Below are 24,450 nucleotides of genomic sequence, written 5' to 3' on the forward strand. Positions count from 1 at the left end.
TCCCCTGCTCCCTGCTCCCTGCCCCCCGCCCCCCGCCCCCCGCCTCCTGCCCCCTGCTTCTAACTACCAGATGCTAGTTTAAACCCTTCGGCAATGGGGCCTAGTGCTAACACTGGGAAGAATGTTAACACTCCTAAAATCAAGACGATGCCGGCTGTAACTGTTGTAAATATTAAGGAATCTGTTTTGAGTGTGCCAGGGGTTTGGGGTACTGTTTGCTTGCGGGACATACTATCGGCTAATAGTAAGACGGCAACCATTGGAATGTATCTCCCTGCAACAATGGTGAGGCTGGTGGTTAAGTTCCACCATAGGGTATTGTCGGTGAGTCCTTCTAAACCTGAGCCGTTGTTGGCACTAGCTGAGGCATACTCGTAAACTACTTGGGAAATGCCATGAAAGCCGATGTTGGTAATGCCGGAAAGCGAAAAGGGATAGGCGAGGGCGATCGCACTGGGAATTAATACTAAGATGGGGTGAATAAGTAAGACGACGCTGGCAAGGACGATTTCGCGTTTTTCAATTTTGCGCCCAAAGATTTCTGGGGTACGCCCTACCATCAAGCCGGTTAAAAAGACGGTAAGAATTAGATAAACGAATAGATAAGCTGTGCCTGTGCCTTGCCCACCCCAAATAATTTGCAGAAATAAGTTAAATAAGGTGGCAAATATTCCTGATGGCATTAAGGAATCGTGCATTCCGTTGACTGCACCTGTCATAGTGGCGGTTGTGGTAACTGCCCAGAGTGCTGTTTCTGCCCAACCAAATCTTAATTCTTTTCCTTCTAAGTTTGGTTGATCTATATTTAATGTCCCATTAACTAGGGGATTTCCTTGGAGTTCTCCCCCAGCCGCTACCCAAATTAGAATTACAAATACTACAAATACCATCCAAAATAATAGCCAAGCCTGTTTCATGTTTTTGGCAAATATGCCATAGGCATAAATCATGGCGGCGGGGATCGCAATCATAGCGATAATTTCGAGCAAGTTAGAAGCACTGTTAGGATTTTCAAAGGGGTGGGCGGAGTTAGCACTAAAGAAACCGCCGCCGTTTTCACCCAACATTTTGATCATTTCAAAGGAAGCTACTGGCCCTCTAGCTAGATATTGAGTGCCTCCTTCTAGGGTGGTGACTTCTATAGGTGGTTGTAATGTTTGTGGTACACCTAAGATAACTAAGGCGATCGCACCAATGACTGAAATAGGCAATAATATTCTAGTAATTCCACGGATTAAATCAACGTAAAAGTTACCCAGTTTTTTCCCTGTCAACCCCCGAATAAAAGCAATACCTACCGCTATCCCCGTAGCGGCTGAGGTGAACATCAAAAATCCCAAAGCTGCCACTTGGGAAAAGTAACTCAGGGTTGTCTCAGGAGTATAATGTTGCTGATCGGTATTAGTGACAAATGAAACTACTGTATGTAGTAGAATATCCCAACTAGGAGCAGCGAAGCCATTGGGATTCCAAGGTAACAATCTCTGATAATATATCAGTGCATATACGAGAATACCCATACATAGGTTAGTGTAGAGGATCGCTCTTACATACTGCCAACCAGTCATTTCATCTTTGGGACGAATCCCCGCCAGAACGTAGAAGCTGCGTTCTATTGGATTCATCAAACGATCTAATAATGTTCTTTCGCCGAGGAACACACGGGCTATGTATCTACCCAAAAGGGGTGTGATTACTATCACAATACACAGCGTTAAGCCAATTTGTAAGAAACCTTGTCCCATTTATTTTGTACTCAATTTTCAGCCAATACTGTCTAAATTCTTAGAGATAAAAAATAACTTACTTATTTACAGCAGTGTGAGCAATTTGGCAATATTTCACACCACCTAATACCGGGCAGGGGGCAGGGGGCAGGGGAAGAATTATCTGTAGCCGGGATTTAGAGAACTGGTATAGTTCCTTTAGCTGTATTTACGAATGCCAGTCTTGATAATTTTGTAGTAGATGTTTAAAGTTTGCATCAAGAACACTTAAATTTATGAAAGGGGCATATCAATTCAAAATTCAAAATTAAAAATTCAAAATGAAAGAATTTTGGGCATTGGGCATTGGGCATTGGGCATTGGGCATTGGGGTAAGTATTTCTCCCTTGTCTCCCTTGTCTCCCCCTGCTCCCTGCTCCCTGCCCCCTACACCCCCACACCCCTACATAATATTTAGTGGGTCTACATCTATTGTCAAGCTAACGCTATCACAACAGAGCGATCGCACTGCGTCCCAGTCTGGTAATTGTGGTAATGTATCTGAGTCAAATTTCAGCAATATCTGCCAGCGATAGCGGTTGGCGACTCGCATCACATTGGCTGGTGCTGGCCCCAAAATTTCCCAGTCATCGTTGCCACTTAAAGCTGTAGCAATGATTTGGGCTGTATTCTGGACTTGCACAGGATCAAGACTACTTAAACGTAATAAAATTAACCTGCCTCTGGGGGGATAATTGAGGTCTTGCCGTTGTTGTAATTCGGCTTCTACAAAGGAGTGATAGTCATAATTTCTCACTGCCTCAATGACGGGATGTTCTGGAGTATATGTTTGCATAATAACTCTACCGGGATCATCACCTCTACCTGCACGTCCCGCTACTTGGGTGAGGGTTTGAAAGGCGCGTTCGCTGGCGCGATAATCTGACAAATTTAGCAAACCATCAGCCGCCACCACACCCACTAATGTAACTTGGGGTAAGTCTAACCCTTTGGTGAGCATTTGTGTACCTACTAATAAATTTGCTTCGCCGTTAGCAAACTGAGTTAATAGGGTACGATGTGCGCCTTTGTTGCGGGTAGTATCACTATCAAAGCGGATGTAAGTTAATTCTGGGAACTGTTGGCTTAATTCCTGGGTGACTCGCTGAGTGCCGCTACCAAAAAATTTGAGGTAAGGAGACATACATTCAGGGCAACTTTGGGGATGCGATCGCACATAATTACAATAATGACACCGTAAAAGTTGCGGCGCGCCAGCCTCAGTTTGATGGTAGGACAAGGACACATCACAATGGGGACATTCCAAGACATAACCACAGCTACGACAGGAAACAAAGGTGCTGTGTCCCCGACGATGAATAAATAAAATCCCCTGTTGTTTTGTCTGTTGTAGTTCTTTTAAAGCTTGTTGTAATGACCTACTAAATATAGAACGATTCCCATTTTGCAACTCTTGCCGCATATCCACTATTTCTATTGGCGGCAAAGGGCGGGAATTGATGCGTTCGGGAAGGGAAAGGTAGTGACTGGGCATTGGGCATTGGGCATTGGGCATTGGGGTAAGTATTTCTCCCTTGTCTCCCTTGTCTCCCTTGTCTCCCTTGTCTCCCTTGTCTCCCTTGTCTCCCTTGTCTCCCTTGTCTCCCCCCGCTCCCACATTCACCCAACTCTCCAAGGAAGGTGTCGCTGAACCTAAAACTAGGGGACAATTTTCTAATTCTGCGCGCCACTGGGCGACGGTGCGGGCGTGGTAGGTGGGGATGGGTGAGTCTTGTTTAAAGCTGGAGTCGTGTTCTTCGTCGAGGATGATTAAACCTAGGTTGGGTAGGGGGGCAAAAATCGCGCTCCTTGTGCCGATGATGATTTGGGGTTCGCCTGTGAGCATTTGTCTCCAGGTGTCGTAACGTTCACCGTCGGAGAGTGCGCTGTGATAAACGCTGATTCTACTGCCAAACCGGGCGCGAAATCGATCTGTAAGTTGGGGTGTGAGTCCAATTTCTGGGACTAAAACTAATGCTGATTTACCTTGCTTGATGAGGGGAGCGATCGCTTGTAAATATACTTCTGTTTTCCCTGAGCCTGTAATCCCATGCAACAATACTTGATGAAATCCCTCTAACTTTTGAATGGTTTCTAAGGCATTTACTTGGGCTGGATTTAATGATTTTGCTGTGTCTAAAGCTAGTGATTGTCCTTGTTCTGTTCGTAATATTTCCCGTTCTTCTATGACGATGTAACCTTTTTGTGCCATCGTCTTGAGGATAGAGGAACTGGCGTTAGTAATTTGCAATAATTCACTTTGCCACAATTCACCACCACGTCTTCTTAATACTTCTAAAATTTCTCTCTGGCGTGTGGTGATATCTCTCTCAATACTATCAATTAATATCACTGCTTTTTGTCTTTTTGGTCGAGTTGTGTGGGGAGGTTCTAAATAACTTTCTACTAAACCAATTCGCAGCAGTTCCCGCACTCCTCGATAGGCAGATTTGACTTTTTGTTGTAAATAAGCGAAACTATAATCCCCTGCTGATTGAGTCTGTAAAAGTTGCAGAATTTGCTGGGCTGTTGGACTTAAAAAAGCAGTTGTAGTTAATTGGTCTTTTTGATTGCTAATTAACCGGATACGACGTTGCGATCGCCCCAATAATCCTGGCGGTAATGCTACTCGTATCACTTGCATTAAAGGTGTATAATAATATGAGGCTACTTTGTTTAACAATTCCCAATAAGCTCTGCTAAAAAAGCCGGAAGTTACTACATCTTCTACTTCTCGGATTTTTTCGGCTGGTATATCAATATTAGGTTGACTCAATAACCGAACTGCGATCGCGCCTAACTGTTGCGCTCCAAACGGTACACTTAATATATCTCCTGGCTGAATTTCTAGTTGGGCTGGTAAACGGTAAATAAACAGTCCTGCATTACCTGGACAGTCTACTAACACCTCAACGTAACGATTTTGATTTGTTCCTGTTCGGTAAACATCTGTAGCCTCGTGAACCACTAAATTATGTGAATTTACGTCATTAATATACATGGTAACTAAAATCTCAAGATAAATATTCTTATTTGTTTACTATCGAACTGCAAAATTCCCTAAAATTAGCAAATTTTAAAATTTCCTCCCGTGGAAGTAAATTGTATTTGAGAATACTTTTATCCCCCATAATACTTGATAAGTTTCCTCTTATGTAATCCACTAGACAAATTGATCTCAACGATACGTGCAATAAATATTTGAAGTCTACTATAAAAAATAAGACTATCTCCCTGAAGATTTCCGAAATAGTTTATCTATTTACTAAATAGGGAATAGCCTTTTTCAGCCTCTTGATAGATATTCAATCCTTTCTGTATATGAGATGCTTTTATACAAACATTTTTTTTGGAATAGTAAATTGCCCGATTATTACCATTAATAATTTTTATAAGCAACTGACCACTCCAGACCAACAAATAAGATGATTAATTTCATAAATCTCAACTAAATACCCCAAAACTTTTACAAAAATTCAAATTCCGTGATTTCCAATTGTATTTGAGCCAAATTGTTCAGGTTGAGAAAAGCGGAAGGGGTTTGACAGATTGAGAAATTAATAAAACAATAAGTATATATATGTTGGTTGTGACTGGAAAAAAAATTGGGTGCAAAACCAATATGATTTAGAAGTTTAAGTTAGTGACAATAAGTAAATGTCAACTAAAAATTAAATTTAACTTCTATAAATGAATTTGTCTCAAGCTGGGTTTTGTAATTAAACAGGTGCATTCTTGCTTAGGGAACTGTCAATTATTAGTAGTGAACAGCTGCCAAAAATTATGTACCAAACCAAGCAACAATCCCTCAAGGAAACTATGAATATTGCTAAATTGGAAACGATGGAAATACTCGAAAATACAATTGAAAATGAAGAAGAAACCCTTGATACGTTGGAAATAGTCATAGAAGAAGCCCCACCCGAAGAACATTTAGAATCAGATGAGCGGGATGGGGATAAAATGGCAGCTGCTCGTCCTTCTGGTTACAACAAAACTGAGCATGATGATGCTGTCGGGGCATTTTTTAAAGAAATGGCACGCTATCCATTACTCAAACCTGATGAAGAGGTAGAGTTAGCCAAGCGAGTCAAATTTTTAGAAGACGTAAAAGATTTACAAGATGCTTTAGCATTAGAATTAGGGCAGCAACCAACCAAAGCTCAAATAGCGGCGCAATTAGAAATAACCGAAAAGCAATTAGAAAATCGTTTATATCAAGGTCGAGTAGCGAAGCGAAAAATGATTCGCTCGAACTTGAGATTAGTTGTATCAATTGCCAAGAGATACTTAAATCGGGGAGTCCCTTTTTTGGATTTAATTCAAGAGGGGGCAATGGGTTTAAACCGCGCTACAGAAAAATTTGATCCCGACAAAGGGTATAAATTTTCAACCTATGCTTACTGGTGGATTAGACAAGCAATTACGAGAGCGATCGCTAACGATGCCAGAACTATCCGCCTACCCATACATATTGTAGAAAAACTTAACAAACTCAAAAAAGCCCAACGAGAACTCAAACAAAAACTCCGCCGCAACCCCTCCGAAGCCGAAATGGCGGAAGCGTTGGAAATCACTGTCCAACAATTGCGCCAACTGCAACAACTCAGAAGACAAGCCCTATCTCTCAACCACCGTGTCGGTAAAGAAGAAGATACCGAACTAATGGATTTATTAGAAGATGAAGATAACTTGTCTCCTGAAGCTAAAATGAACGAAAACATGATGCGTCAGGAAATTTGGGAAGTTTTAGGCGATGTCCTCACCCCACGGGAAAAAGACGTGATTTCCCTGCGCTATGGTTTAACCACCAGCGAACCCTGCACCCTAGAAGAAGTGGGCAATATGTTTAATCTCTCCCGTGAACGAGTCCGCCAAATTCAAAGTAAAGCCATGCGGAAACTACGCCGTCCCCATATTGCTAAACGGTTGAAGGGGTGGTTGATTTAAGAGGGGTGTAGGGGTGTAGGGGTGTAGGGGTGTAGGGGTGTAGGGGTATAGGGGTGTAGGGGTATAGGGGTGTAGGGGTATAGGGGTGTAGGGGTGTAGAGGGAGAAAAACTGTTGACGTTTTATGGGTGCAGTCAATCTAAAATCTCAAATCCAAAATCTAAAATTGATTGACTGTGGACTAATAACTATGGACTAATAACTATGGACTAATGACTATGGACTAATGACTAAAAATCTCACCGTGCGCTGTGCTGAACCTGATGATAGCAAAGCTTTATTCGAGTTAATTCAGGGTTTAGCAGAGTATGAAAAACTCTCTGATGCTGTTACGGGCAACGCTGCGGCATTACATGAGCATTTATTTGGCTCACGAAAATATATAGAGGCACTCTTGGCAGAATATGCAGGTAAAGCCGTGGGTTTTGCCCTGTTCTTCCATAATTACTCTACCTTTCTCACCAAACCAGGTATTTATCTCGAAGACTTGTTTGTTTTACCGGAATATCGGCGGCAAGGCATTGGTAAAGCACTCCTGATTAAATTAGCTCAAATTGCCGTTGAAAGAGATTGCGGTAGGTTAGAGTGGAGTGTCCTAGACTGGAACGAGTCAGCACAGGCATTTTACCGCAGTATGGGCGCGTCCATTTTAGAGGAATGGCGTATTTGTCGGGTTACAGAGTCAGCAATTAGCCAGTTAGCAGCTAAAGAATCATGAAGTTTGACAGCCTGTCGTTTGACGACAGCAATTAAGTCGCCTGAGAATTGTAAAGGAAGATATTGGGCTAAATAAGCCTTTGTTGCAGAGAGAACACAAAATGAAGAAAATCTTTTCAATTCTACTGGTAGGCATAGCAATCTTCACGTTTGCCTTCAGTAATTCCGCTTTGGCTGCTGACAGCGTCAATGGAGCTAAAATCTTTAATGCTAACTGTGCTGCTTGTCATGCAGGTGGTAAGAATTTAGTGCAAGCTGACAAAAACTTGAAGAAAGATGCTTTGGAAAAGTACGGTATGTACTCAGCAGAAGCAATTATTACTCAAGTTACCAAGGGTAAAAATGCTATGCCTGCTTTTACCGGTCGTTTAAAACCTTCTCAAATTGAAGATGTAGCAGCTTACGTACTAGACCAAGCAGATAAGTGGTAGTAGCATTAGGCAGAATTTTGCTTGTCTTGTGAAAAGTAATTTCTGTAAACCTCCCCTAATCTAAATAAAAAAGAATCCCCCTATCTTAAAATACAGAGGGATTCTTTTTTTATGTGGTTTGTAGTGAGGACTTTAGTCCTCTATAAGTAGAACAGGGTAAATAACTAAAGGTTTGTAGTGAGAACTAAAGTTCTCAAAAAAGGACTAAAGTCCTTACTACGAACTCAATCTTAGTCTTTTTACATTACTTAACATAGTTCGTTTTTTTCAACTGGTTCTACTTATATTTAACAATTCATATAGACATAAATTAGAGATTTGTGTCTAATTATTTGATGTCTTATGTTTGATTAATTAGATAATATCAGAATTAGTTGGACTCAATATCATCAAATAAACATGGCTGTAAAAATTTATTTTTGGCGATTTAATTCGCACCTACCATCATTTATATCTATTTTTATGCAGCCATTTCCAAGTGTTGATATGATTTTTCTCTACATTCTATTAAGTCTAACTAATTTTATTTTTCAACATGATTAATTAGGAGCAAATGAAATGGCTAATATCACAATTAATGAGATTTATATGACAGGTCATGATTTGTTTCAAGACACTGAAACATTTCTGAATGAATTGACTCACCAGACAATAGAATTGATCACAGGTAATGGTTATAGCGGTTTCTTGGGATTTGGTTCTTATAGTAATTCCGCTTCTCAATATTCTTACAATTCGTTTCCTAGAAGTGGGTATTCAGGAGGTTACGGTTATGGCTATGGCTATGGAAAATGGTGTTAGATAAATTTCAGGACTTACGTAAGTGTCACAATTGATGGTTGGTGCGTGACGCGATAAGTTTCATGACTACGTTAAAATACTTTCGGTGCGTCACACACCCTACATCTACATCTAATTCGTAATTCTTAATTGACGCTGTTTTACTTAAATCGCAAAAGTATTGGAAACACTTTTGCGATTTTGTGATGATAAATTATGGCTTTGTTCATCAAGTCGGCACTAATTCGCCTGGGCGTAATTTTGACCATTTACCTGTTTCTTGTTTAAAACTCAGACAACCAACTACATCCCATTCCATCTCAATGACATCTTCTTGGGTACGAATGTTAACGTTGATAGATGGTTCATTGGGATCAAAAGTGGGATTTTCTGTTAAATGGGGCTGTTGGTGCTGGGTTTCAACGGCATGATAGGTTAGACAGCGATCTACATAGTGGCAGTTTACGCAAATACACATAATAGAACCAACTCCAGAGGCCTTGATTATTGTTAATCTAGCTTAAAGCCCAAGCTTTATTCACCTGTTGTTGGGTTGATTTTTATTACAATGTCTTGTGATGTTCTTGCTAGTCTAGCTCCAAAAAATTGGCCTTTTAGTCTGGAATACTTGCCCCAACCAGCTTACATGGTAGGTGGTGCGGTGCGGGATGCCATTTTAGGTAGAACTCGTGAATATTGGGATCTTGACTTTATTATCCCATCAGATGCGGTGAAGGTAGCTAGAGCGATCGCTCATAATTACCAAGCTGGTTTTGTCTTACTCGACTCAGAACGCCAAATTGCCCGTGTAGTGTTTCCTGATGCGACGGCTGACTTTGCTCAACAGGAGGGGCAAAGTTTAGAGACTGATTTATCTAGAAGGGATTTTACGATAAATGCGATCGCCTACAATCCGCACACCCAAGAAATCATCGACCCATTACACGGCTATGATGATATACAGTTGGGTATGTTGCGGATGATATCACCGCATAATTTAGCAGACGATCCTTTACGCTTGTTGCGTGCCTATCGCCAAGCTGCTCAACTCGGTTTTACTATTGAGGCCAATACTCACAATACTATCTGTGCTTTAGCACCGCAAATATCCCAAGTCGCCGCCGAACGCGTCAGAGTCGAAATTGGCTATTTGCTAGCTAGTTCTCAAGGTACACCGTGGATAAGCAAAGCTGGGGAAGATGGCTTACTTGCACCATTCTTTACAAATGCTACTCACCAAAGCTTCCAGAAATTAGCCGCAGTCGATACCATAGCTACCCTCATTACCCAACATTGGCCACAACTGGGGGCAGAACTACAAAATTATGTCCGCCATACAGTCAAAACCACTTGGCTAGGTATTGCGAAACTCGCCTGTCTGGCGCATTCAGAACCAGCCGTTGCCGAATTAGAACTACAGGCACTTACCTATAGCCGCGCCGAAATTCGGGCTGTCACCACTGCTTTGAAATTGTTCCCTCAACTAAAGTTAGCTGATACCTTGCGAGAACAGTATTTTTTATTCCAAGAAGCAGGGATTGTATTTACGGCTACAATTTTGCTAGCCGTTGTGAACGATAATCTGGTAGAGCCGATGTCTGGCACAAATCCTTTTAAGGTGTACGCACCATTGATCAGCCGCTACCTTAACCCTGATGATCTGGTCGCTCATCCCACTCAGCTAGTAAGTGGTAAAAATCTTATGATAGCACTAAATATTCCCCCATCGCCAGTAGTCGGTACACTGCTGACGGAAATTGCTGTGGCACAAGCTGAGGGGAAGGTTTCAACACCCCAAGAGGCGATAGAGTTGGCGAGGAAAATTATTACTAATTCGTAATTCGTAATTCGTAATTCGTAATACCGCTACGCGGAAGCAAGCTACGTAATAGCCTACGGCTAGGCTTGTGGCTAGGTAATTTGTAAGTTGGTGTTTACCATTCACGATACAGTTTCTGGGCATGAAACATGATTTCTTCGTTGGGTAGCCGAATTTTTGCTGGCTGGCGAGGATAAGATGTTTCAATGGCGCGTGTATCTTGTTCTACGACTGTTGCCACTGCATTTAAGAGAAAGCGTCCCATTAATGGTTTCAAAATTGGGTGTTTGGTTTGGCTGTAAACTAAAACAAAGGTTTTGGTTTGAGTTGGGGTTTCTGGATATAAACTATGAACTTGCAAAATTTCTCCCAGGGAAAAGTTAGTCCGAAATGTTGTTAGTGCGGGGAAAGCATATTCTAATGTGCCGGTATAAATTTTAGGTGCAGTTAAAACCATAGGATTACGGAAGATATCATTCCAGGTACTATCCTCCCGCTCTAGTTCCTGCACAACTTTAGCATAATAACCATCATGCTCAAATACGGGGATGCGATTAGCTTTAATGCCAAATAAATCCCGATGTGTACCGCTTTGATGGTTGTAGTCATAATTGATGGATATGTTGTCTAAAAAAGTACCGTGAATACTTTTCTCTCCCGCTACTCCTACAAAGCTCATATCTGCGCTGACTTTGGCAATTAAGTCGGGAACTGGGATTTTAGGAGGATAGCCGCCATATGTCCAAATACAATCTTCTTGAATGACTAATTCTAGAGAATTTAACAAGGGTTGACTGCCGACTTGATCTTTATTGTGCAGTCTTCCCTGTCCATCAAATTCTAGCGCATGGAAGGGACAGGCGATCGTACCCCTGTCTGAACAAATCCAACCATCTGATAACGGTGCTTGCATATGGGGACAGACGTTATCGAGGGCAAATACTTCTCCTTGTTGATTTTGCCATAGTACATAGTCTTATCCATTCAAGGTAATTTTATAGGGTTTGTTGATGCCCAGCATGGAACGATGGGCAATTAACCAAGGCGCGCCAGGCAAAATTACTTCCATAGGAGTCTCCCAAAGATTGTGTAAGTATGTATGGGGCGATCGCCATCACTAGATTAAAATTGTGACAAAAGTTTCATATTTGAATCTAAAAATACGACATATTATTCATGTTTGTCAACTATGATCAGGAATAAATCAGACTCAACTTTGATGCGCCGCCAACCCAAGCAAAAGCGCAGTCAACAGCGAGTAGAAAAAATTTTGCAAGCCGCAGCAGAGGTATTTGTGGAGGTGGGATATGAAGCTGCAACCACCCACATGATTGCAGCCAAGGCTCAAACGGCGATTGGTTCGCTATATCAGTTTTTTCCCGATAAATTGGCGATTTTTCATGCACTGGAAGCTCGTCACATGGAACAGGTGACAAAGATTAATGCTGAAATTATGCAGTCAGCAGACAAGCAAAAGCCATTGTCAGCATTTATTGAACGCATGGTGAATACCTATGCAGAATACTTTGAAAATCCCATGTATCGTGTCGTGTACATCCAATATTTTGTTGCGCCAGAGATGTTTCAGCTATTTGATGACAGCTTTAATCAGCAGTTGATTAAACAACTAGCAGGCTTTTTTCGTGAGTGGAATCCTGAGTTAGCAGTTGAAAAAAGCGAATTTTTAGCAGAAACAGTTCACATATGCTACAACGCTTTACTATTGAATGCTTTACGCCAGGATAAACACCAAAGACAAGCCCGTTATGCAGAAATTAAAGCTTTATTAGTCGCATATTTGACTCCCCACACCCAGTCAGGAGCAAATCAGGTAATGAAAGTAATGATATGCCCTTACTGCCATTCATCCCAATTATCGAAAAATGGCCATCGTCACGGGAAGCAACGCTATCTCTGCAAAGACTGCGGGAAACAGTTTTTGCAAAAGTCTGGCTGAATTAAGCCCAAAATTCTGGTTGAACTAATTCAATTGCGATCGCCAACAGATTAGCAAAATCGAACTTGTAAAACAATACCCAAAAACGCACCCACTCCCGCATTTGCTCCACATCGCTAGCAAACATGACTCGCCTAGCTTGTATAACTAGAGATAACCAGGGGTAAGTCTTGCGAATCAGACGCAACCATAGATAGCAATCTTTTTTCAACATAGAATTAGGCTTTAAACGGCTGAATATTTAATTCTGCTTGCCATTGGGATAAAGGCTTTTCCCAAGCATCTTCCCACCGTTGAGCAAATAAAGGCTTGGCATTTAATCCCATCTGCCAACCTTGAGCAATAGTATCGAGAAGTTGGGGTAAATCTTCAGGAGTCAGCAAAATCATCCCTATTAAAGCATTAGCAATTAACATCCCCGCCAAAGGTAGACGAAACTGTGCCAAATAAAATGCCTGTAGTCCAATTTCCTCAATGCTGCTGATACTAAACCCTGTAATCAGATGCCAAATATCATGAGTTTGTTGCCAACGATATTCAATATAAGTAGTATCTGAATTGATTTCAATGTCTAAATCAATGCGCTTCAGACTTAATTCCTTTAATCTGCAAGCATAGAGATATCCCAGAGAATCAGGGGGAAGTTGCAAAAGTCGCTCTAAATCATGGTTTGGAGGAGTGTATCTTTCTTTGATTAAATTTGCCACATCAGGATGAATCTGCATATCTTCGGCTGCCAGTTCATAGGCACGGCTGTGAATTAAAGCACTACTGAGTTCATCTACTGCGTCTAGGCTGTCGTCTGTTGTTAGCAACGTAAAAAAGCCTTTCATGGCTGTGAAAAACTGAAAATTTAGCTGTCTTTGTACTTCGGAATCAACTTTTAGTGGCTGCATAGTTGCAGGATTGAGGGTTTGCATGACAACAACTCCTAAAGATGACATAATTAATGTGAACAATGTTCATATTTATAAAATACGAACACTGTTCATGTTTTGTCAAGGGGTTTATTTGATGACAGCAAAAAATACTTCTAAAATGCGCCGCCAACCGCAGCAGATGCGGAGTCAAGAACGAGTGGATAGCATTTTAAATGCAGCCGAGGAGTTATTTATTGAGGTGGGATATGAACAGACAACAACACGGGCGATCGCCACTCGTGCTAAAGTGCCTGTAGGTTCGTTGTATCAGTTCTTCCCCGATAAAGAAGCAATTCTCAAAGCCTTAGCAACGCGATATTTTCAACGGGAGTATGAGTTATTTGCTCAACTGCACACACAACAAGCTGAGAGTTTATCTGTAGATGTGTATGTTGATAAGGTAATTGATGCCTTTGATCATTTTATGAATAGTCATCCGGGATATCGAGCAGTTTATGAGCAACTGCTGAATTTAATGACATATCCAGCAATTGCGGCAATGGATGACTACGAATACCGAATTGTTGATGAACTGGGGGCTTTTTTTGGTAGAATTAATCCTGAGTTAGATCCTAGAAAATGTCAGGCGATCGCTTTGGTAGTAGTGAAAGTAGTAGGCGATTTGCTCTGGCTAGCGACAAGTCAAAACCCTGAAATGCGCCAACAGTTGTTAACAGAAACCAAAATATTAATGTTGGGTTATCTGAATAATTATTGTGGCAAATATTCCTCACAAATGAAGTGTAAATAAGAATAATTTTCAAGTATTGCGTTCGTTTAAACATCATGATATGTTAAAGTATGTTTGCTTGCGACTTATTCTGAACTAGTTTCAAAAAAAGCTGAAATAACTTGGTGTTGAGTGATACCAATCAACCACTGTATTATCAATTTGATAGATTTTCAGCAACCAAAATCAAGATACGCGAACACTGGTAGATAACTAACTACTTTAGGCATAACTCGGCTAGATGACTCAAAAGGTTAGCTATGAATAGCTCTGCACGCAAAGTTTTAATCGTAGATGACTCTTCCGAAGACCAAGAACTCTATCAAAGGTATTTGCGGCAAGATCAGGGTTATTCTGACAATTTTTTACAAGCAAGACTAGGAGAGCAAGGATTAGAACTGTGGCATCAACACCAGCCAGATGTAGTATTACTAGACTATAGATTACCTGACCTAGACGGGCTGGAATTTATTGAGCAGTTAAAAAACGCACACCCAAAGCTGTGCTTACCGATAATTATAGTTACGGGACAAGGCAATGAAGAAGTTGCTGTCCAGGCGATGAAAGCAGGCGCGCAAGATTATCTAGTCAAGAAGCAGATTACCCCAGAAAGGCTGCAACTAACACTAAAAAAGGTAATTGAGACAGTGCGTTTAAGTAATGAACTGCAACAGCACATTGAGCAAAAAAGATTAGTCTCACAAATTACTAAAAAAATCCATCAAACACTAGAACTGTCAGAAATACTGCAAACGACGGTAACAGAGGTACGGCATTTTCTCAAGACAGATCGTGTTTTGATTTATCAATTACAGTCACAAGGTTGGGGTCAAGTCACAACCGAATCTGTAGGCGCAAATTGGACTTCTTTGCTGTCTACGTCTTATCATGATCCTTGCTTTGATGAAAAATATATTGCAGCCTTTAGTCAAGGATTAGTCACCCTCAAAGCAGATATTCATGATGGTAGTATTGCGCCTTGCTACGTTGAACTACTAACTAAATTGCAAGTACGCGCGAACCTAGTAGTACCAATTCTTCACAACGGCAAGCTGTGGGGTCTTTTGATTGCTCATCATTGTACTGCTCCCCGACAGTGGCAACCTTTAGAAGTGGAATTGCTGCAAGAATTAGCAACTCATGTTGGGATTGCACTTCAGCAAGCAGAAGTTTATCAACAGGCACATAATGAACTGATTGAGCGCAGACGAATAGAAACTCAACTGCGAGAGAGTGAAGAGCGTCTGCGAGTGGCACTGACGGCTTCTCGCATGGGAACATGGGACTGGAACATCCAGACAGGTCTGATTATATGGTCAGAAAATTTGGAACCATTGTTTGGATTAGAGCCTGGAGAGTTTGATGGTTCATTTGGGATGTTTGTGGATAGAATACATCCAGATGATCGCGATCGCGTATTAGCCGCCATAGATCATGCCATTGCTACCGGAGACGATTATGAAATTGAATTTCGGGTAGTCTACCCGAATGGCAATATTCGTTGGGCATTGAGCCAAGGTAAGGTATTTTATGACCAGAACCATCAACCCATCAGGATGGCAGGCAATGACATAGATATTACAGAACGCAAACGACGTGAACTCAATAAGCAATTTATTAACAAACTAGATTTGCGGTTGCGTTATCTCCAAGATGCTCAAGCAATGATGTGGGAAACACTCAGCAGTCTGGGGCAATACCTAGAAGTGAACCGATGCACCTTGGGCAAGATTGATTGGCAACAAGGTCTTTACATCACAGAACGAGAGTGGTGTCGAGACGTTGCCAGTAGTGCTATGACGTACCAACTCTCAGATTTCGCTACTTCAGGTTTTCAAGCTGTATTTGCTGCCAATCAAGCTGCGGTTGTGCATGACATCACTACAGACTCCCGTACGCTGGCGTTTGCTAGCAATTATGCTCAGATTCAAGTCAACGCTTTTGTTGTTGTTCCTTGTATCTATCAAGGACAATTAGCAACCGTCTTAACCATTGCTTCCAAAACACCGCGTGTGTGGAGTGCCGATAAAATCACACTGCTGCAAGAAACCGTAGCTCGTATCTGGTCACTGATTGAGCAAACACGAGCTATGCAGGCATTACGTGCCAGTGAAGAACGCTTCCGCACTTCAGTGGAAAATATACTAGATTGCCTGGGTATTTACTCTGCGATGAGAAATGAACAGGGTGAGATTATCGATTTCCGAACTGAATATGTTAATCATGCTGCTTGTCTCAACAATGAAATGACGTATGAGCAGCAGATTGGTAAGGGGTTGTGTGAATTACTACCAAAGCATCACGAAAGTGGCTTGTTTGATGAATACTGTCAAGTGGTAGAAACAGGACAGGCACTTGTGAAAGAGAACCTGATCTATACAGATGAGTATGGAGAACAACGCTTAACCAGAGCATTCGATATCCGTGTGGCTAAATTTGGCGATGGTTTTGTTGCTACCTGGCGGGATATTACCGATCGCAAACAAACTGAAAAAGCACTGCGATATAGTGAAGAACGCTTCCGTACCCTGGCAGATAACATATCACAATTTGCCTGGATAGCAGACCAAAGCGGCTGGATATTTTGGTATAATCAACGCTGGTTTGATTATACAGGTACTACCCTGGAAGAAATGCAGGGTTGGGGCTGGCAAAAAGTCCACCATCCCGATCATGTTGAGCGGGTGGTGCAACACATTAGCCACTGCTTTAAAACAGGTCAATCATGGGAAGACACCTTTCCTCTGCGGGGACAGGATGGGCAATATCGTTGGTTTCTGTCTCGCGCCATTCCCATCAGAGATGAGAATCACGAAATTGTCTGTTGGTTCGGTACAAACACTGATATCGAAGAGCAAAAACAAGCCCAGGAAAAGTTACGTCAAAGTGAAGAACGCTATCGTTGTTTAGCAGAGTTAATTCCTCAGTTAGTGTGGACAGCCGACGCTCAAGGAGCATTATTAGATGTTAATCAACGGTGGACAGATTTTACTGGGGTAACAGTGGAAGAAGCCCAGACAACAGGATGGGAAAAGGTTGTCCATCCAGAAGATATTCCGATTCTCACTCAACAGTGGGCAGATGCAGTCCGTCGGGGTGTTTCCTATCAAGCGGAAGGCCGGATGCGTCGGGCTGATGGTGTGTATTGTTGGCATTTACACCAAGCAATTCCCCAAAAAAATCAGCAAGGTGAAATTGTCAAATGGTTTGGCACTGCTACCGAAATTGAAACGCAAAAGCAAATGGAGGCCGAACGCGATCGCCTGTTGGCACAAGAGCAAGCAGCCAGAGCCGAAGCTGAACGTGCTAACCGAATCAAAGATGAGTTCTTAGCCGTTCTCTCCCATGAGTTACGCTCACCTCTTAACCCCATTTTAGGCTGGGCAAAGCTGATGCAAACTCGTAAATTGGACTCGGCTAAAACAGCTGAAGCTTTAGCCACAATTGAACGTAATGCTAAATTGCAGTGCCAATTGATTGATGACTTGCTGGATGTGGCGAAGATTTTGCGCGGCAAACTCAATATGGATGAAACTCCTGTTGATTTAGTGGCGGTAATTGAGGGCGCACTAGACACGATGAGGACAGCAGCCGTTGCCAAATCAATTTTGTTACATTCAGTTTTACCCCAGATTGGGCAGGTGTTTGGGGACTCGGTACGACTCCAGCAAATTATCTGGAATTTGTTGTCTAATGCCATAAAATTTACACCTGCCGGTGGGCGAGTCGATATTTGCTTGGAACGAGTTGAGAACCAAGCACAGATTAGCATCAGCGACACAGGTAAAGGTATTAATCGTGATTTTCTGCCCTATATCTTTGAATCATTTCGGCAAGAAGATGCTTCCATCACCCGTAAGTATGGGGGGTTAGGGTTGGGATTAGCGATCGTCAGATATTTGGTGGAAGCCCACGGCGGAACAATTGAAGCTGATAGCCAAGGTGAAGGGCAAGGAGCTACATTTATTGTGCGTTTGCCTTTGCTAGATCATGCTCAAGATTACGAGCAACCTAATCAATTACCAGAGCAAGAGCCAGATTTGACAGGTATTCGAGTCTTAGTTATTGATGATGAACCTGATGCCCGTGAATTGCTCAGTACAATGCTTGTTTTATACGATGCAGAAGTTTTAACTGTTACCCGTCCTGTTGAAGTTTTAGCGGCTCTAGAATCGTTTCAACCCCATGTGTTAGTCAGTGACATTGGAATGCCAGAAATGGACGGTTATACCCTCCTGCGACAAATTCGTTCTTTACCACCCCAAAGCGGCGGACTGATTCCCGCGATCGCTCTTACGGCTTATGCTAGAGCAGAAGACCAGCAAAGAGCTTTAGCAGCCGGTTTCCAATATCATATCTCTAAACCCCTGGATTTAGATAAATTGGCTCAAGCCATCTCTGCGCTATTTCTCAATAAATAACAGAACTTCTGTTTCCAATATCAAGTAAGAATTTTATAGCAAAGTTAAGTATTTTAAGTGAAGTATTGAGACTTAACTTTTCACTAACTTTCAGACATATATTGCATCCTGCAAATCTTATTTATAGCAATATAGACGAAATTAGCTGATAGAAACTGACCTTAGTTTTTACACAAATCCATAATTAATTTTTTCCCTAACTTTACTTACTTTATACCCATCGACATATTTAGATTTAACTCATAAATTAAAAATGTACTGAATAACGGATGATGTTCCGCTATCAGCAAAGCCAACTTTGTTTTTTGAGCTATACATCGGCAATATAGGCAAATAATTTAATTATTTATAATTGCCAATTAACTATCAAACTTGTAGTTGTATAGCATAAAAAACTATCTATCTAAACATCAAAAACCTAGTAAATTAAAAGGAAAATCAACATGGCATTTGTCATCATTGAAAGAAACAAGAATAACGTTCCTTCAGACCAAGACATCAAAACAGCGATGAATCAGAGCGGAGGAAAAGTTACTAATATCGAACAAGATAAAGCTACAAAGAAAGTAACTTTTACTGGACAAGTCAATCACAACAAATTTGAAAATAATTTAGAAACAGTTGCCAAGGGCAACAAACAAAGTTGGAACTTTGTTTGGGCAGATGCTGAATCATCAATTGTTCAATTTCCTAAGCTAACTCTAGCAACTGCTGTGCCTAGCAATTATTCCGTCAACATTAATATGGAGGAGCAAACTATTGATGCTCTGTCTAATAACGGCTATATTTTGTATGCTTTCAAAGCTGTAAAAACTACAGCCAAGGGTTCTCCTGTAGTTTGGTTTAAGACAGAAAACTACGGCTTGAATACCAAAATATCATGGTCAGAGGAATACGAGGCTTACACCTCCAAAACTGACATCAGTCCAAATGTCCTAATTGTTGACACTAACTCTTATCCTATTTCCCTCGGCAATACCTTGAATATTACAAGCTCTACTGGAATTGGCAGCGTTGACACTAGTCAAGGTACACCTGGAGCTATTAACATTCACAATCAAACATCAACTCAATTTACTACTGGTATCTCACAGAAACTAGATGACGGTAGTGTCAATCCTCTGTGCGCCTTTCCGCTTTTCGGTAATATGTTAGATGTCATTGCTCCTATTGAGAAAGTCGTGCTGATGTTCTCTACCACACCAGTAAATACAGGTAGTGTCATTGAGCAATCTTTCAGTCCTGCTATCCTCGTTGATTTAACAGGAGAAAATTCACGGACTGTATCTTTCGATATCAATAATGGTTGGTCTTGGGGTGGTGCGCCTTGGGGACAAAACATCTCAGCTAGTACCAGCCTCGTTCCGTTCCTGATTGAATCTGCTACCGCTAACTCTGCTATTGTTAATAATCGCTTAATAGCACTTCACGAACAGAGAAGATTGGCATAAGTTTCAAGCAATTCGCAATGGCCGCAGTCCATTGCGAATTGGGTTTATAGTTCGTAGTGAGGACTTTAGTCCTTCTTAGAGGACTAAAGTCCTCACTACAAACTTTTTAAATTACTTTACATGGTTTGGTTTTTTCAACTCGTTCTACTCAATTTCTAAACCGTCACTCCTTCCAATTGTTCATCTGTTAATTCATACAATTGACGCAACTTATTTAATTTATCTCCATCAGCTTGCCAAAAACCGCGCCCATGTGCTTCTAACATTCTGCTAACAATATTCCGAAAAGCTTCGGGGTTAGCTTGGCGTAATTTCTCTGCCATTTCGGGGTCTAAAGCGTAGGTGTCGGCGGCTTGGTCGTATACCCAATCATCTTTAAAATCAGCAGTACCACCCCAACCTATTAAAGCTGTCATACGTTGGGAAATTTCAAATGCACCGCCTGAACCTTGATTAGCCATTGCTTCCGCCCATTTAGGATTTAATAGTTTGGTGCGGTATTCCATTCTGAGTAAATCATCTAAGTTGCGGGGTGTGGTGTCTTTGGAGAAACTTTCCACAAAGCTAGCTGTAACTTTCTTGCCGCTTTGCTGTTCGGCGGCTTTTTTCAGTCCCCCGGTGTTGGCGTAATATTCCTGAATGTCGGTTAAACCATATTCTACAGAGTCTATTTCTTGGACGATGCGATCGCTAGTCTGCAATAACTGATTTAATACTTCTGGTCTAGCTTGGCCTTTATCTTGTCTGCCATAGCTAAACACGTTACGACTTTGCCAAGTTTTACCTAATTCATCCCCAGATTCCCAGTTACTATCAACTACTCTATCATTGACTAACGAACCAAAATCACCGGCTGGGTTAGAAAATAATCTCGCTGATGTATTTTCTACACCTTGCGCCTTTAAAGCTAAGGCGTGTTTTTTAATAAAATTCTGGTCTTCTGGTTCGTCAGCTTCCGCCGCCCTTTGGAATAAATCATCTAACAATTCGATGATATTTACAAAGCTATCACGGAAGATTCCTGATAGATTTCCTAATACATCAATGCGGGGATGTCCGACTTCAGTTAAGGGTTTTAATTCATAACGAACAATGCGCCCTGTCCCTTCTTTTACAGGTTCAGCACCGACTAATTCTAAAAGGATTCCTAATGATTCACCCTTGGTTTTAATGGCATCTAATCCCCACAATAAAACTGCAACTGTTTCGGGATATTTGCCATGTTCTTGTAAATGCTGACTGATAATTTTTTTACCAATTTCTCGTCCCCGTTCATAGGCGGCGGGAGATGGCATTCTATAGGGGTCTAAGGCGTGAATATTTCTGCCTGTGGGTAATACTCCCGCACCATCTCGTAATAAATCACCACCAGGTGCAGGGGGAATAAATTCACCATTCAAACCCCTTAACAGATTGGTGATTTCATCTGTAGTTTGCATCAACAAATCTGTGATTTGCTGTGCTGTTTCTGGATTTGTTGGTTGTTCACTGCCAAAATATGCTTCGAGATAAGATGCTAGTTCTTCCTCATTTGGTGGTTCGCCTAAGATATGTAACCCAGAAGAAAATAGGCGATTTTCTAATACTTGCAAATACTCATACAACTTCACCAGATAATCATCAAAGGCATGACTACTAAACATTCTGATATTTTCTGGGGTGAAGGGAATACCCAATTTTTTCGCATCTTCAAATGGGCAATCGGCATCTAAACCAGTATCAACAATCTTTTTACAAATACCTTCCTTGAGGACATAATTCTTTTTCGTGTCTTCTCGATATTCTGAGATTAAATCTCGCAGTGCCACCAATTCTTTATACAAACCAGCCCGACCATAAGGCGGAACATTGTGTGAAATTAACACGCCATAACCGCGACGTTTAGCTAATATCGACTCAGAAGGATTATTAGCAGCATATATATATAAATTGGGTAAATCTCCTAATAAAATATCCGACCAAGAATAACCTGTATTTCCTAATGGTGAACCGGGCAACCATTCTACTGTTCCGTGCATACCAAAGTGAACTACTGCATTGGCTTGCAGTTCATTTTGTAACCATTTATAAAAAGCGGCGTATTGGGGATGAGGTGTTAAGTCCCGTTCAAACATTAACCGCATGGGGTCGCCTTGTATCCCCAAGGGTGGTTGTATACCTATCCAGACATTTCCTAATTGAACACCTCCTACATGAAGTTCATCACCATAGGTTTTAATTCCGCTTCCTGTTAAAGATTTCCATTGTTTTTCAATACGCGATGTGCGGAGATATCCCAACCATTTTTCTAATTTTCGGGCGTTAACAGTAGTGGCTGAACTTGGGAAAGGTTTATTTATTTCCCATCTTTCCATTTCTTCATCTACTTCTCTGACTTGGCGAATTAATTCTTCCCCATCTTCAGGAATATCGCCGACGTTGTAACCTTGTTCTTTGAGGGCGTGGAGTAATTTAATTAAACTGCGGGGTACGTTTAATAATGCAGCCGTACCCACTGCACCATAACCAGGGGGGAAGCCATATAAAATGATGGCAATTTTACGTTCTGCGGGGGGTGTTTGTCGCAGTTTCACCCAGTTTTTGACTCTCCCAATGAGACGCTGTACCCGTTCGGGAACTAGATAAATATCTTCACCTACTAAACCGCCGAGGGGAACGGTATCAATTGCACCGTCTAATTCTGGTAAGGCATACAATACCACACTTTGCAAACCACCCACGCCTTGACGTGTCCAGGAGTGGATGTCTTGAATTAACAAAGGTGCGGCGACGATGTAAGGAACGTTTTTGGCCGTGAGGATGCGTTTGGCTACTTCTACTTGGCGGCCAGCTTCCATTGAACCGGCTGGCCCTCCAACTAGGGGAAAGCCTATTGTAGAAACTATTGCATCTACTTTGACGGCTTCTGGGGATAGGGAGGGGGTTTCGATATTACCTTGTTGGCGTTGTTGAAGTTCGTAGTCGGTTGTCATCCAATCTCTAACCGCTACGTGTCCTTCTACACCGTTGATGAAGATGGGTAAGGGTATTAAACCAGCTTCCTCAAAGCGGCGAATGAGTTGGGGAATGTATGGTTGTTTGGTGATGACGTGTTTACGGTAGAGGAGGATGGCGGTGATGGGAGGGCAGGGGGCAGGGGGCAGGGGGTGAGACAGCGCGGTCTTGGGGGTTTCCCCCATGAGCGACTGCGAACCCGAAGGGCAGGGGGAAGAACGCTGTTGATACCATTCTAGGTAGGCTTTGGGTGAAGTGAAAAAGCCTTGATAGTCGGGGTGTAGTAAACCGATGTTGGGGGTTTCTATGGGTGGGGGGATTTCACCGACTTTTAAGTCTAAATATTTTTCTGCTAGTGTCCAAAATAAGGCGGCTACGTTTTCTGTGCCGCCGGCGTTCCAGTAGCCGTAGATAATTAACCAGTTGCGTAGGTCTTGTACTTTCTGGACTGGGACGAATTTTAATAGTTTGGGGCCGATTTTTAAGAAGCTAATATAACCTGCTAGTTTATCTTCTTCGCGTCCGTTGCTGAATTTGTCGAGGATGAATTTAACGGGTTTGGGCATTCCTTTGGGTTTGTCACCAATGGAAAATGCACCAATTTTGGTTAAACTCATCAGTTCTAAGGCTGACTCGAATACTAGACGGATGGGAATTTGAGCAATGCGATCGCGCAACCACAAAACTTGGTCATAATCAAATAGGAGACTGCCAAAAAATACGTCCGCGCCTTGTAATGCTGCTTCTACTTCTTTGCGGTTGCTGGTAATATTGCGATCGCTAAATACTCTAATATCTAAATCAGCACAGCGAGATGTCGCCAGAATTGCGGCTTTTCTGTACAGTTCAGCGTTAAATGATTCAAATCCAGCAATCAGAACGATGCGTTTCATGCCCGTAATTTCAGCAATATTTCTTTACTTTTTATTCTAATCGTTGGTTGCAGCTTGATGGTTGAATATCTGCCTAGAGGAGTTGTGAGTAAATTCGAGGATTAATCAACGGTGTGACGCTTTGTAAAGTGTAGCTGATTAATCATTTATTTTTCTTTTAAAAAAGATATTCTGGAGTTAAGTGCAAGGAGTGATACTAGTTCACGAGATGAGTATTAAGCAAGTGAATGGGTATAAATCCACACGAAAACGCTTAGATAAGTCAATTTCTAGGCGTTTTTGTGTATGATACGTTCGGCAGGTAGGTTATGGTAAGGGACAGAACTCATGTTTTTAAACGCGGAGGGGCGCGGAGATTGCCCAATTTTATTAGTTTTGTACTCAGTATCTCAGCAGAGTAAGAAACGCTATCAGATCAAAAGTTAATCTTTAATAGTGGTTCATGAAGATTCAGTGAAAATACTGTACTTAATCTCTCGTTAACCTTTGGTTGTCTTTTGCTTAATCTTCAGCTATTAATTTTGCGGTTGTACTCGTAATTGATAATTTCTGGGATTTCGAGTCATTACACCGATTGATTTAGTCTGATTGATAAAAAACAGGAAATATCCACAAGGCACAA

18 protein-coding genes are annotated in these 24,450 nt (G+C 41.7%); 9 read left to right on the forward strand and 9 right to left on the reverse strand.

Features of this window, described 5'->3' with window-relative positions; genetic code table 11:
* Nucleotides 1-59: 59 nt before the first annotated feature.
* The 3 genes from kdpA to priA all read right to left on the reverse strand — a co-directional run bounded on the left by kdpA (nucleotide 60) and on the right by priA (nucleotide 4,767).
* On the reverse strand, nucleotides 60-1,745 hold the full coding sequence (gene kdpA / locus ACPZ3T_RS03695) for a potassium-transporting ATPase subunit KdpA (protein ID WP_490273629.1): 1,686 nt from the start codon (nucleotides 1,743-1,745) through the stop codon (nucleotides 60-62).
* A gap of 239 nt (nucleotides 1,746-1,984) precedes the next feature.
* Nucleotides 1,985-2,167, reverse strand: a complete 183-nt coding sequence (locus ACPZ3T_RS03700) for a hypothetical protein (RefSeq protein WP_490273630.1) — start codon at nucleotides 2,165-2,167, stop codon at nucleotides 1,985-1,987.
* 2 nt (nucleotides 2,168-2,169) lie between these two features.
* A complete protein-coding gene (gene priA, locus ACPZ3T_RS03705) occupies nucleotides 2,170-4,767 on the reverse strand; it encodes a primosomal protein N' (RefSeq protein WP_490273631.1) in 2,598 nt (865 codons plus the stop codon).
* Nucleotides 4,768-5,549: 782 nt separating this feature from the next.
* Between priA and ACPZ3T_RS03710 the strand changes: the two genes are divergently transcribed.
* Nucleotides 5,550-6,716, forward strand: coding sequence for an RpoD/SigA family RNA polymerase sigma factor (locus tag ACPZ3T_RS03710; protein WP_490273632.1), 1,167 nt, complete (start codon nucleotides 5,550-5,552; stop codon nucleotides 6,714-6,716).
* On the opposite strand, the gene ACPZ3T_RS03715 is transcribed toward ACPZ3T_RS03710, so the two are convergent.
* Nucleotides 6,713-6,853 carry a hypothetical protein gene (locus ACPZ3T_RS03715; RefSeq protein ID WP_490273633.1) on the reverse strand — a complete coding sequence of 47 codons (141 nt, stop codon included), beginning with the start codon at nucleotides 6,851-6,853 and terminating at the stop codon, nucleotides 6,713-6,715. The genes ACPZ3T_RS03710 and ACPZ3T_RS03715 overlap by 4 nt on opposite strands.
* Before the next feature lie 88 nt (nucleotides 6,854-6,941).
* Here ACPZ3T_RS03715 and ACPZ3T_RS03720 point away from each other — a divergent pair, with 88 nt between their 5' ends.
* The 3 genes from ACPZ3T_RS03720 (at nucleotide 6,942) to ACPZ3T_RS03730 (ending at nucleotide 8,664) form a co-directional block, all read left to right on the forward strand.
* Entirely contained in the window at nucleotides 6,942-7,433 is a 492-nt protein-coding gene (locus ACPZ3T_RS03720; protein ID WP_490273634.1) for a GNAT family N-acetyltransferase, read from the forward strand.
* Between the two features lie 100 nt (nucleotides 7,434-7,533).
* The gene (petJ, locus tag ACPZ3T_RS03725; RefSeq protein ID WP_490273635.1) at nucleotides 7,534-7,863 is read left to right on the forward strand and encodes a cytochrome c6 PetJ; all 330 of its coding nucleotides are present in this window, start codon (nucleotides 7,534-7,536) and stop codon (nucleotides 7,861-7,863) included.
* A 558-nt stretch (nucleotides 7,864-8,421) separates the two neighbouring features.
* Nucleotides 8,422-8,664, forward strand: coding sequence for a hypothetical protein (locus ACPZ3T_RS03730; protein WP_490273636.1), 243 nt, complete (start codon nucleotides 8,422-8,424; stop codon nucleotides 8,662-8,664).
* 208 nt (nucleotides 8,665-8,872) lie between these two features.
* Here ACPZ3T_RS03730 and ACPZ3T_RS03735 read toward each other — a convergent pair whose 3' ends face one another.
* Nucleotides 8,873-9,121, reverse strand: a complete 249-nt coding sequence (locus ACPZ3T_RS03735; protein ID WP_490273637.1) for a Ycf34 family protein — start codon at nucleotides 9,119-9,121, stop codon at nucleotides 8,873-8,875.
* A 90-nt stretch (nucleotides 9,122-9,211) separates the two neighbouring features.
* On the opposite strand from ACPZ3T_RS03735, the gene ACPZ3T_RS03740 reads away from it, so the two are divergent.
* The gene (locus tag ACPZ3T_RS03740) at nucleotides 9,212-10,483 is read left to right on the forward strand and encodes a tRNA nucleotidyltransferase/poly(A) polymerase-related protein (RefSeq protein WP_490273638.1); all 1,272 of its coding nucleotides are present in this window, start codon (nucleotides 9,212-9,214) and stop codon (nucleotides 10,481-10,483) included.
* Nucleotides 10,484-10,577: 94 nt separating this feature from the next.
* Here the strand turns inward: ACPZ3T_RS03740 and ACPZ3T_RS03745 are convergent, their stop codons facing one another.
* Nucleotides 10,578-11,375 carry a Rieske 2Fe-2S domain-containing protein gene (locus ACPZ3T_RS03745; protein WP_490273639.1) on the reverse strand — a complete coding sequence of 266 codons (798 nt, stop codon included), beginning with the start codon at nucleotides 11,373-11,375 and terminating at the stop codon, nucleotides 10,578-10,580.
* 276 nt (nucleotides 11,376-11,651) lie between these two features.
* Between ACPZ3T_RS03745 and ACPZ3T_RS03750 the strand changes: the two genes are divergently transcribed.
* On the forward strand, nucleotides 11,652-12,419 hold the full coding sequence (locus tag ACPZ3T_RS03750; RefSeq protein WP_490273640.1) for a TetR/AcrR family transcriptional regulator: 768 nt from the start codon (nucleotides 11,652-11,654) through the stop codon (nucleotides 12,417-12,419).
* 1 nt (nucleotide 12,420) lies between these two features.
* Here the strand turns inward: ACPZ3T_RS03750 and ACPZ3T_RS03755 are convergent, their stop codons facing one another.
* Nucleotides 12,421-12,633 (reverse strand): hypothetical protein, encoded by a 213-nt coding sequence (locus ACPZ3T_RS03755; RefSeq protein WP_490273641.1) that lies wholly within the window; start codon nucleotides 12,631-12,633, stop codon nucleotides 12,421-12,423.
* A gap of 4 nt (nucleotides 12,634-12,637) precedes the next feature.
* Nucleotides 12,638-13,363 carry a Coq4 family protein gene (locus ACPZ3T_RS03760; protein ID WP_490273642.1) on the reverse strand — a complete coding sequence of 242 codons (726 nt, stop codon included), beginning with the start codon at nucleotides 13,361-13,363 and terminating at the stop codon, nucleotides 12,638-12,640.
* A gap of 70 nt (nucleotides 13,364-13,433) precedes the next feature.
* On the opposite strand from ACPZ3T_RS03760, the gene ACPZ3T_RS03765 reads away from it, so the two are divergent.
* From ACPZ3T_RS03765 to ACPZ3T_RS03775, 3 genes are all read left to right on the forward strand, one after another.
* Complete coding sequence (locus ACPZ3T_RS03765) at nucleotides 13,434-14,090, forward strand: TetR/AcrR family transcriptional regulator (protein WP_490273643.1); 657 nt, start codon at nucleotides 13,434-13,436, stop codon at nucleotides 14,088-14,090.
* A gap of 239 nt (nucleotides 14,091-14,329) precedes the next feature.
* Complete coding sequence (locus ACPZ3T_RS03770; RefSeq protein ID WP_490273644.1) at nucleotides 14,330-18,490, forward strand: PAS domain-containing protein; 4,161 nt, start codon at nucleotides 14,330-14,332, stop codon at nucleotides 18,488-18,490.
* A 443-nt stretch (nucleotides 18,491-18,933) separates the two neighbouring features.
* Complete coding sequence (locus ACPZ3T_RS03775) at nucleotides 18,934-19,941, forward strand: hypothetical protein (protein WP_490273645.1); 1,008 nt, start codon at nucleotides 18,934-18,936, stop codon at nucleotides 19,939-19,941.
* A gap of 155 nt (nucleotides 19,942-20,096) precedes the next feature.
* Here ACPZ3T_RS03775 and bchH read toward each other — a convergent pair whose 3' ends face one another.
* Nucleotides 20,097-23,828: a magnesium chelatase subunit H gene (gene bchH, locus ACPZ3T_RS03780; RefSeq protein WP_490273646.1), complete on the reverse strand. Its 3,732-nt coding sequence runs from the start codon at nucleotides 23,826-23,828 to the stop codon at nucleotides 20,097-20,099.
* Nucleotides 23,829-24,450 lie beyond the last annotated feature (622 nt).

Source organism: Aliinostoc maniaoense (genome assembly GCF_058172895.1).

Bases quoted from the DNA above. Each gene is read 5' to 3' on its own strand.
- kdpA (WP_490273629.1), bottom strand. From the start codon at position 1,745: ATGGGACAAGGTTTCTTACAAATTGGCTTAACGCTGTGTATTGTGATA.
- priA (WP_490273631.1), bottom strand. From the start codon at position 4,767: ATGTATATTAATGACGTAAATTCACATAATTTAGTGGTTCACGAGGCT.
- ACPZ3T_RS03710 (WP_490273632.1), top strand. From the start codon at position 5,550: ATGTACCAAACCAAGCAACAATCCCTCAAGGAAACTATGAATATTGCT.
- ACPZ3T_RS03720 (WP_490273634.1), top strand. From the start codon at position 6,942: ATGACTAAAAATCTCACCGTGCGCTGTGCTGAACCTGATGATAGCAAA.
- petJ (WP_490273635.1), top strand. From the start codon at position 7,534: ATGAAGAAAATCTTTTCAATTCTACTGGTAGGCATAGCAATCTTCACG.
- ACPZ3T_RS03730 (WP_490273636.1), top strand. From the start codon at position 8,422: ATGGCTAATATCACAATTAATGAGATTTATATGACAGGTCATGATTTG.
- ACPZ3T_RS03735 (WP_490273637.1), bottom strand. From the start codon at position 9,121: ATGTGTATTTGCGTAAACTGCCACTATGTAGATCGCTGTCTAACCTAT.
- ACPZ3T_RS03740 (WP_490273638.1), top strand. From the start codon at position 9,212: ATGTCTTGTGATGTTCTTGCTAGTCTAGCTCCAAAAAATTGGCCTTTT.
- ACPZ3T_RS03745 (WP_490273639.1), bottom strand. From the start codon at position 11,375: ATGCAAGCACCGTTATCAGATGGTTGGATTTGTTCAGACAGGGGTACG.
- ACPZ3T_RS03750 (WP_490273640.1), top strand. From the start codon at position 11,652: ATGATCAGGAATAAATCAGACTCAACTTTGATGCGCCGCCAACCCAAG.
- ACPZ3T_RS03755 (WP_490273641.1), bottom strand. From the start codon at position 12,633: ATGTTGAAAAAAGATTGCTATCTATGGTTGCGTCTGATTCGCAAGACT.
- ACPZ3T_RS03760 (WP_490273642.1), bottom strand. From the start codon at position 13,363: ATGTCATCTTTAGGAGTTGTTGTCATGCAAACCCTCAATCCTGCAACT.
- ACPZ3T_RS03765 (WP_490273643.1), top strand. From the start codon at position 13,434: ATGACAGCAAAAAATACTTCTAAAATGCGCCGCCAACCGCAGCAGATG.
- ACPZ3T_RS03770 (WP_490273644.1), top strand. From the start codon at position 14,330: ATGAATAGCTCTGCACGCAAAGTTTTAATCGTAGATGACTCTTCCGAA.
- ACPZ3T_RS03775 (WP_490273645.1), top strand. From the start codon at position 18,934: ATGGCATTTGTCATCATTGAAAGAAACAAGAATAACGTTCCTTCAGAC.
- bchH (WP_490273646.1), bottom strand. From the start codon at position 23,828: ATGAAACGCATCGTTCTGATTGCTGGATTTGAATCATTTAACGCTGAA.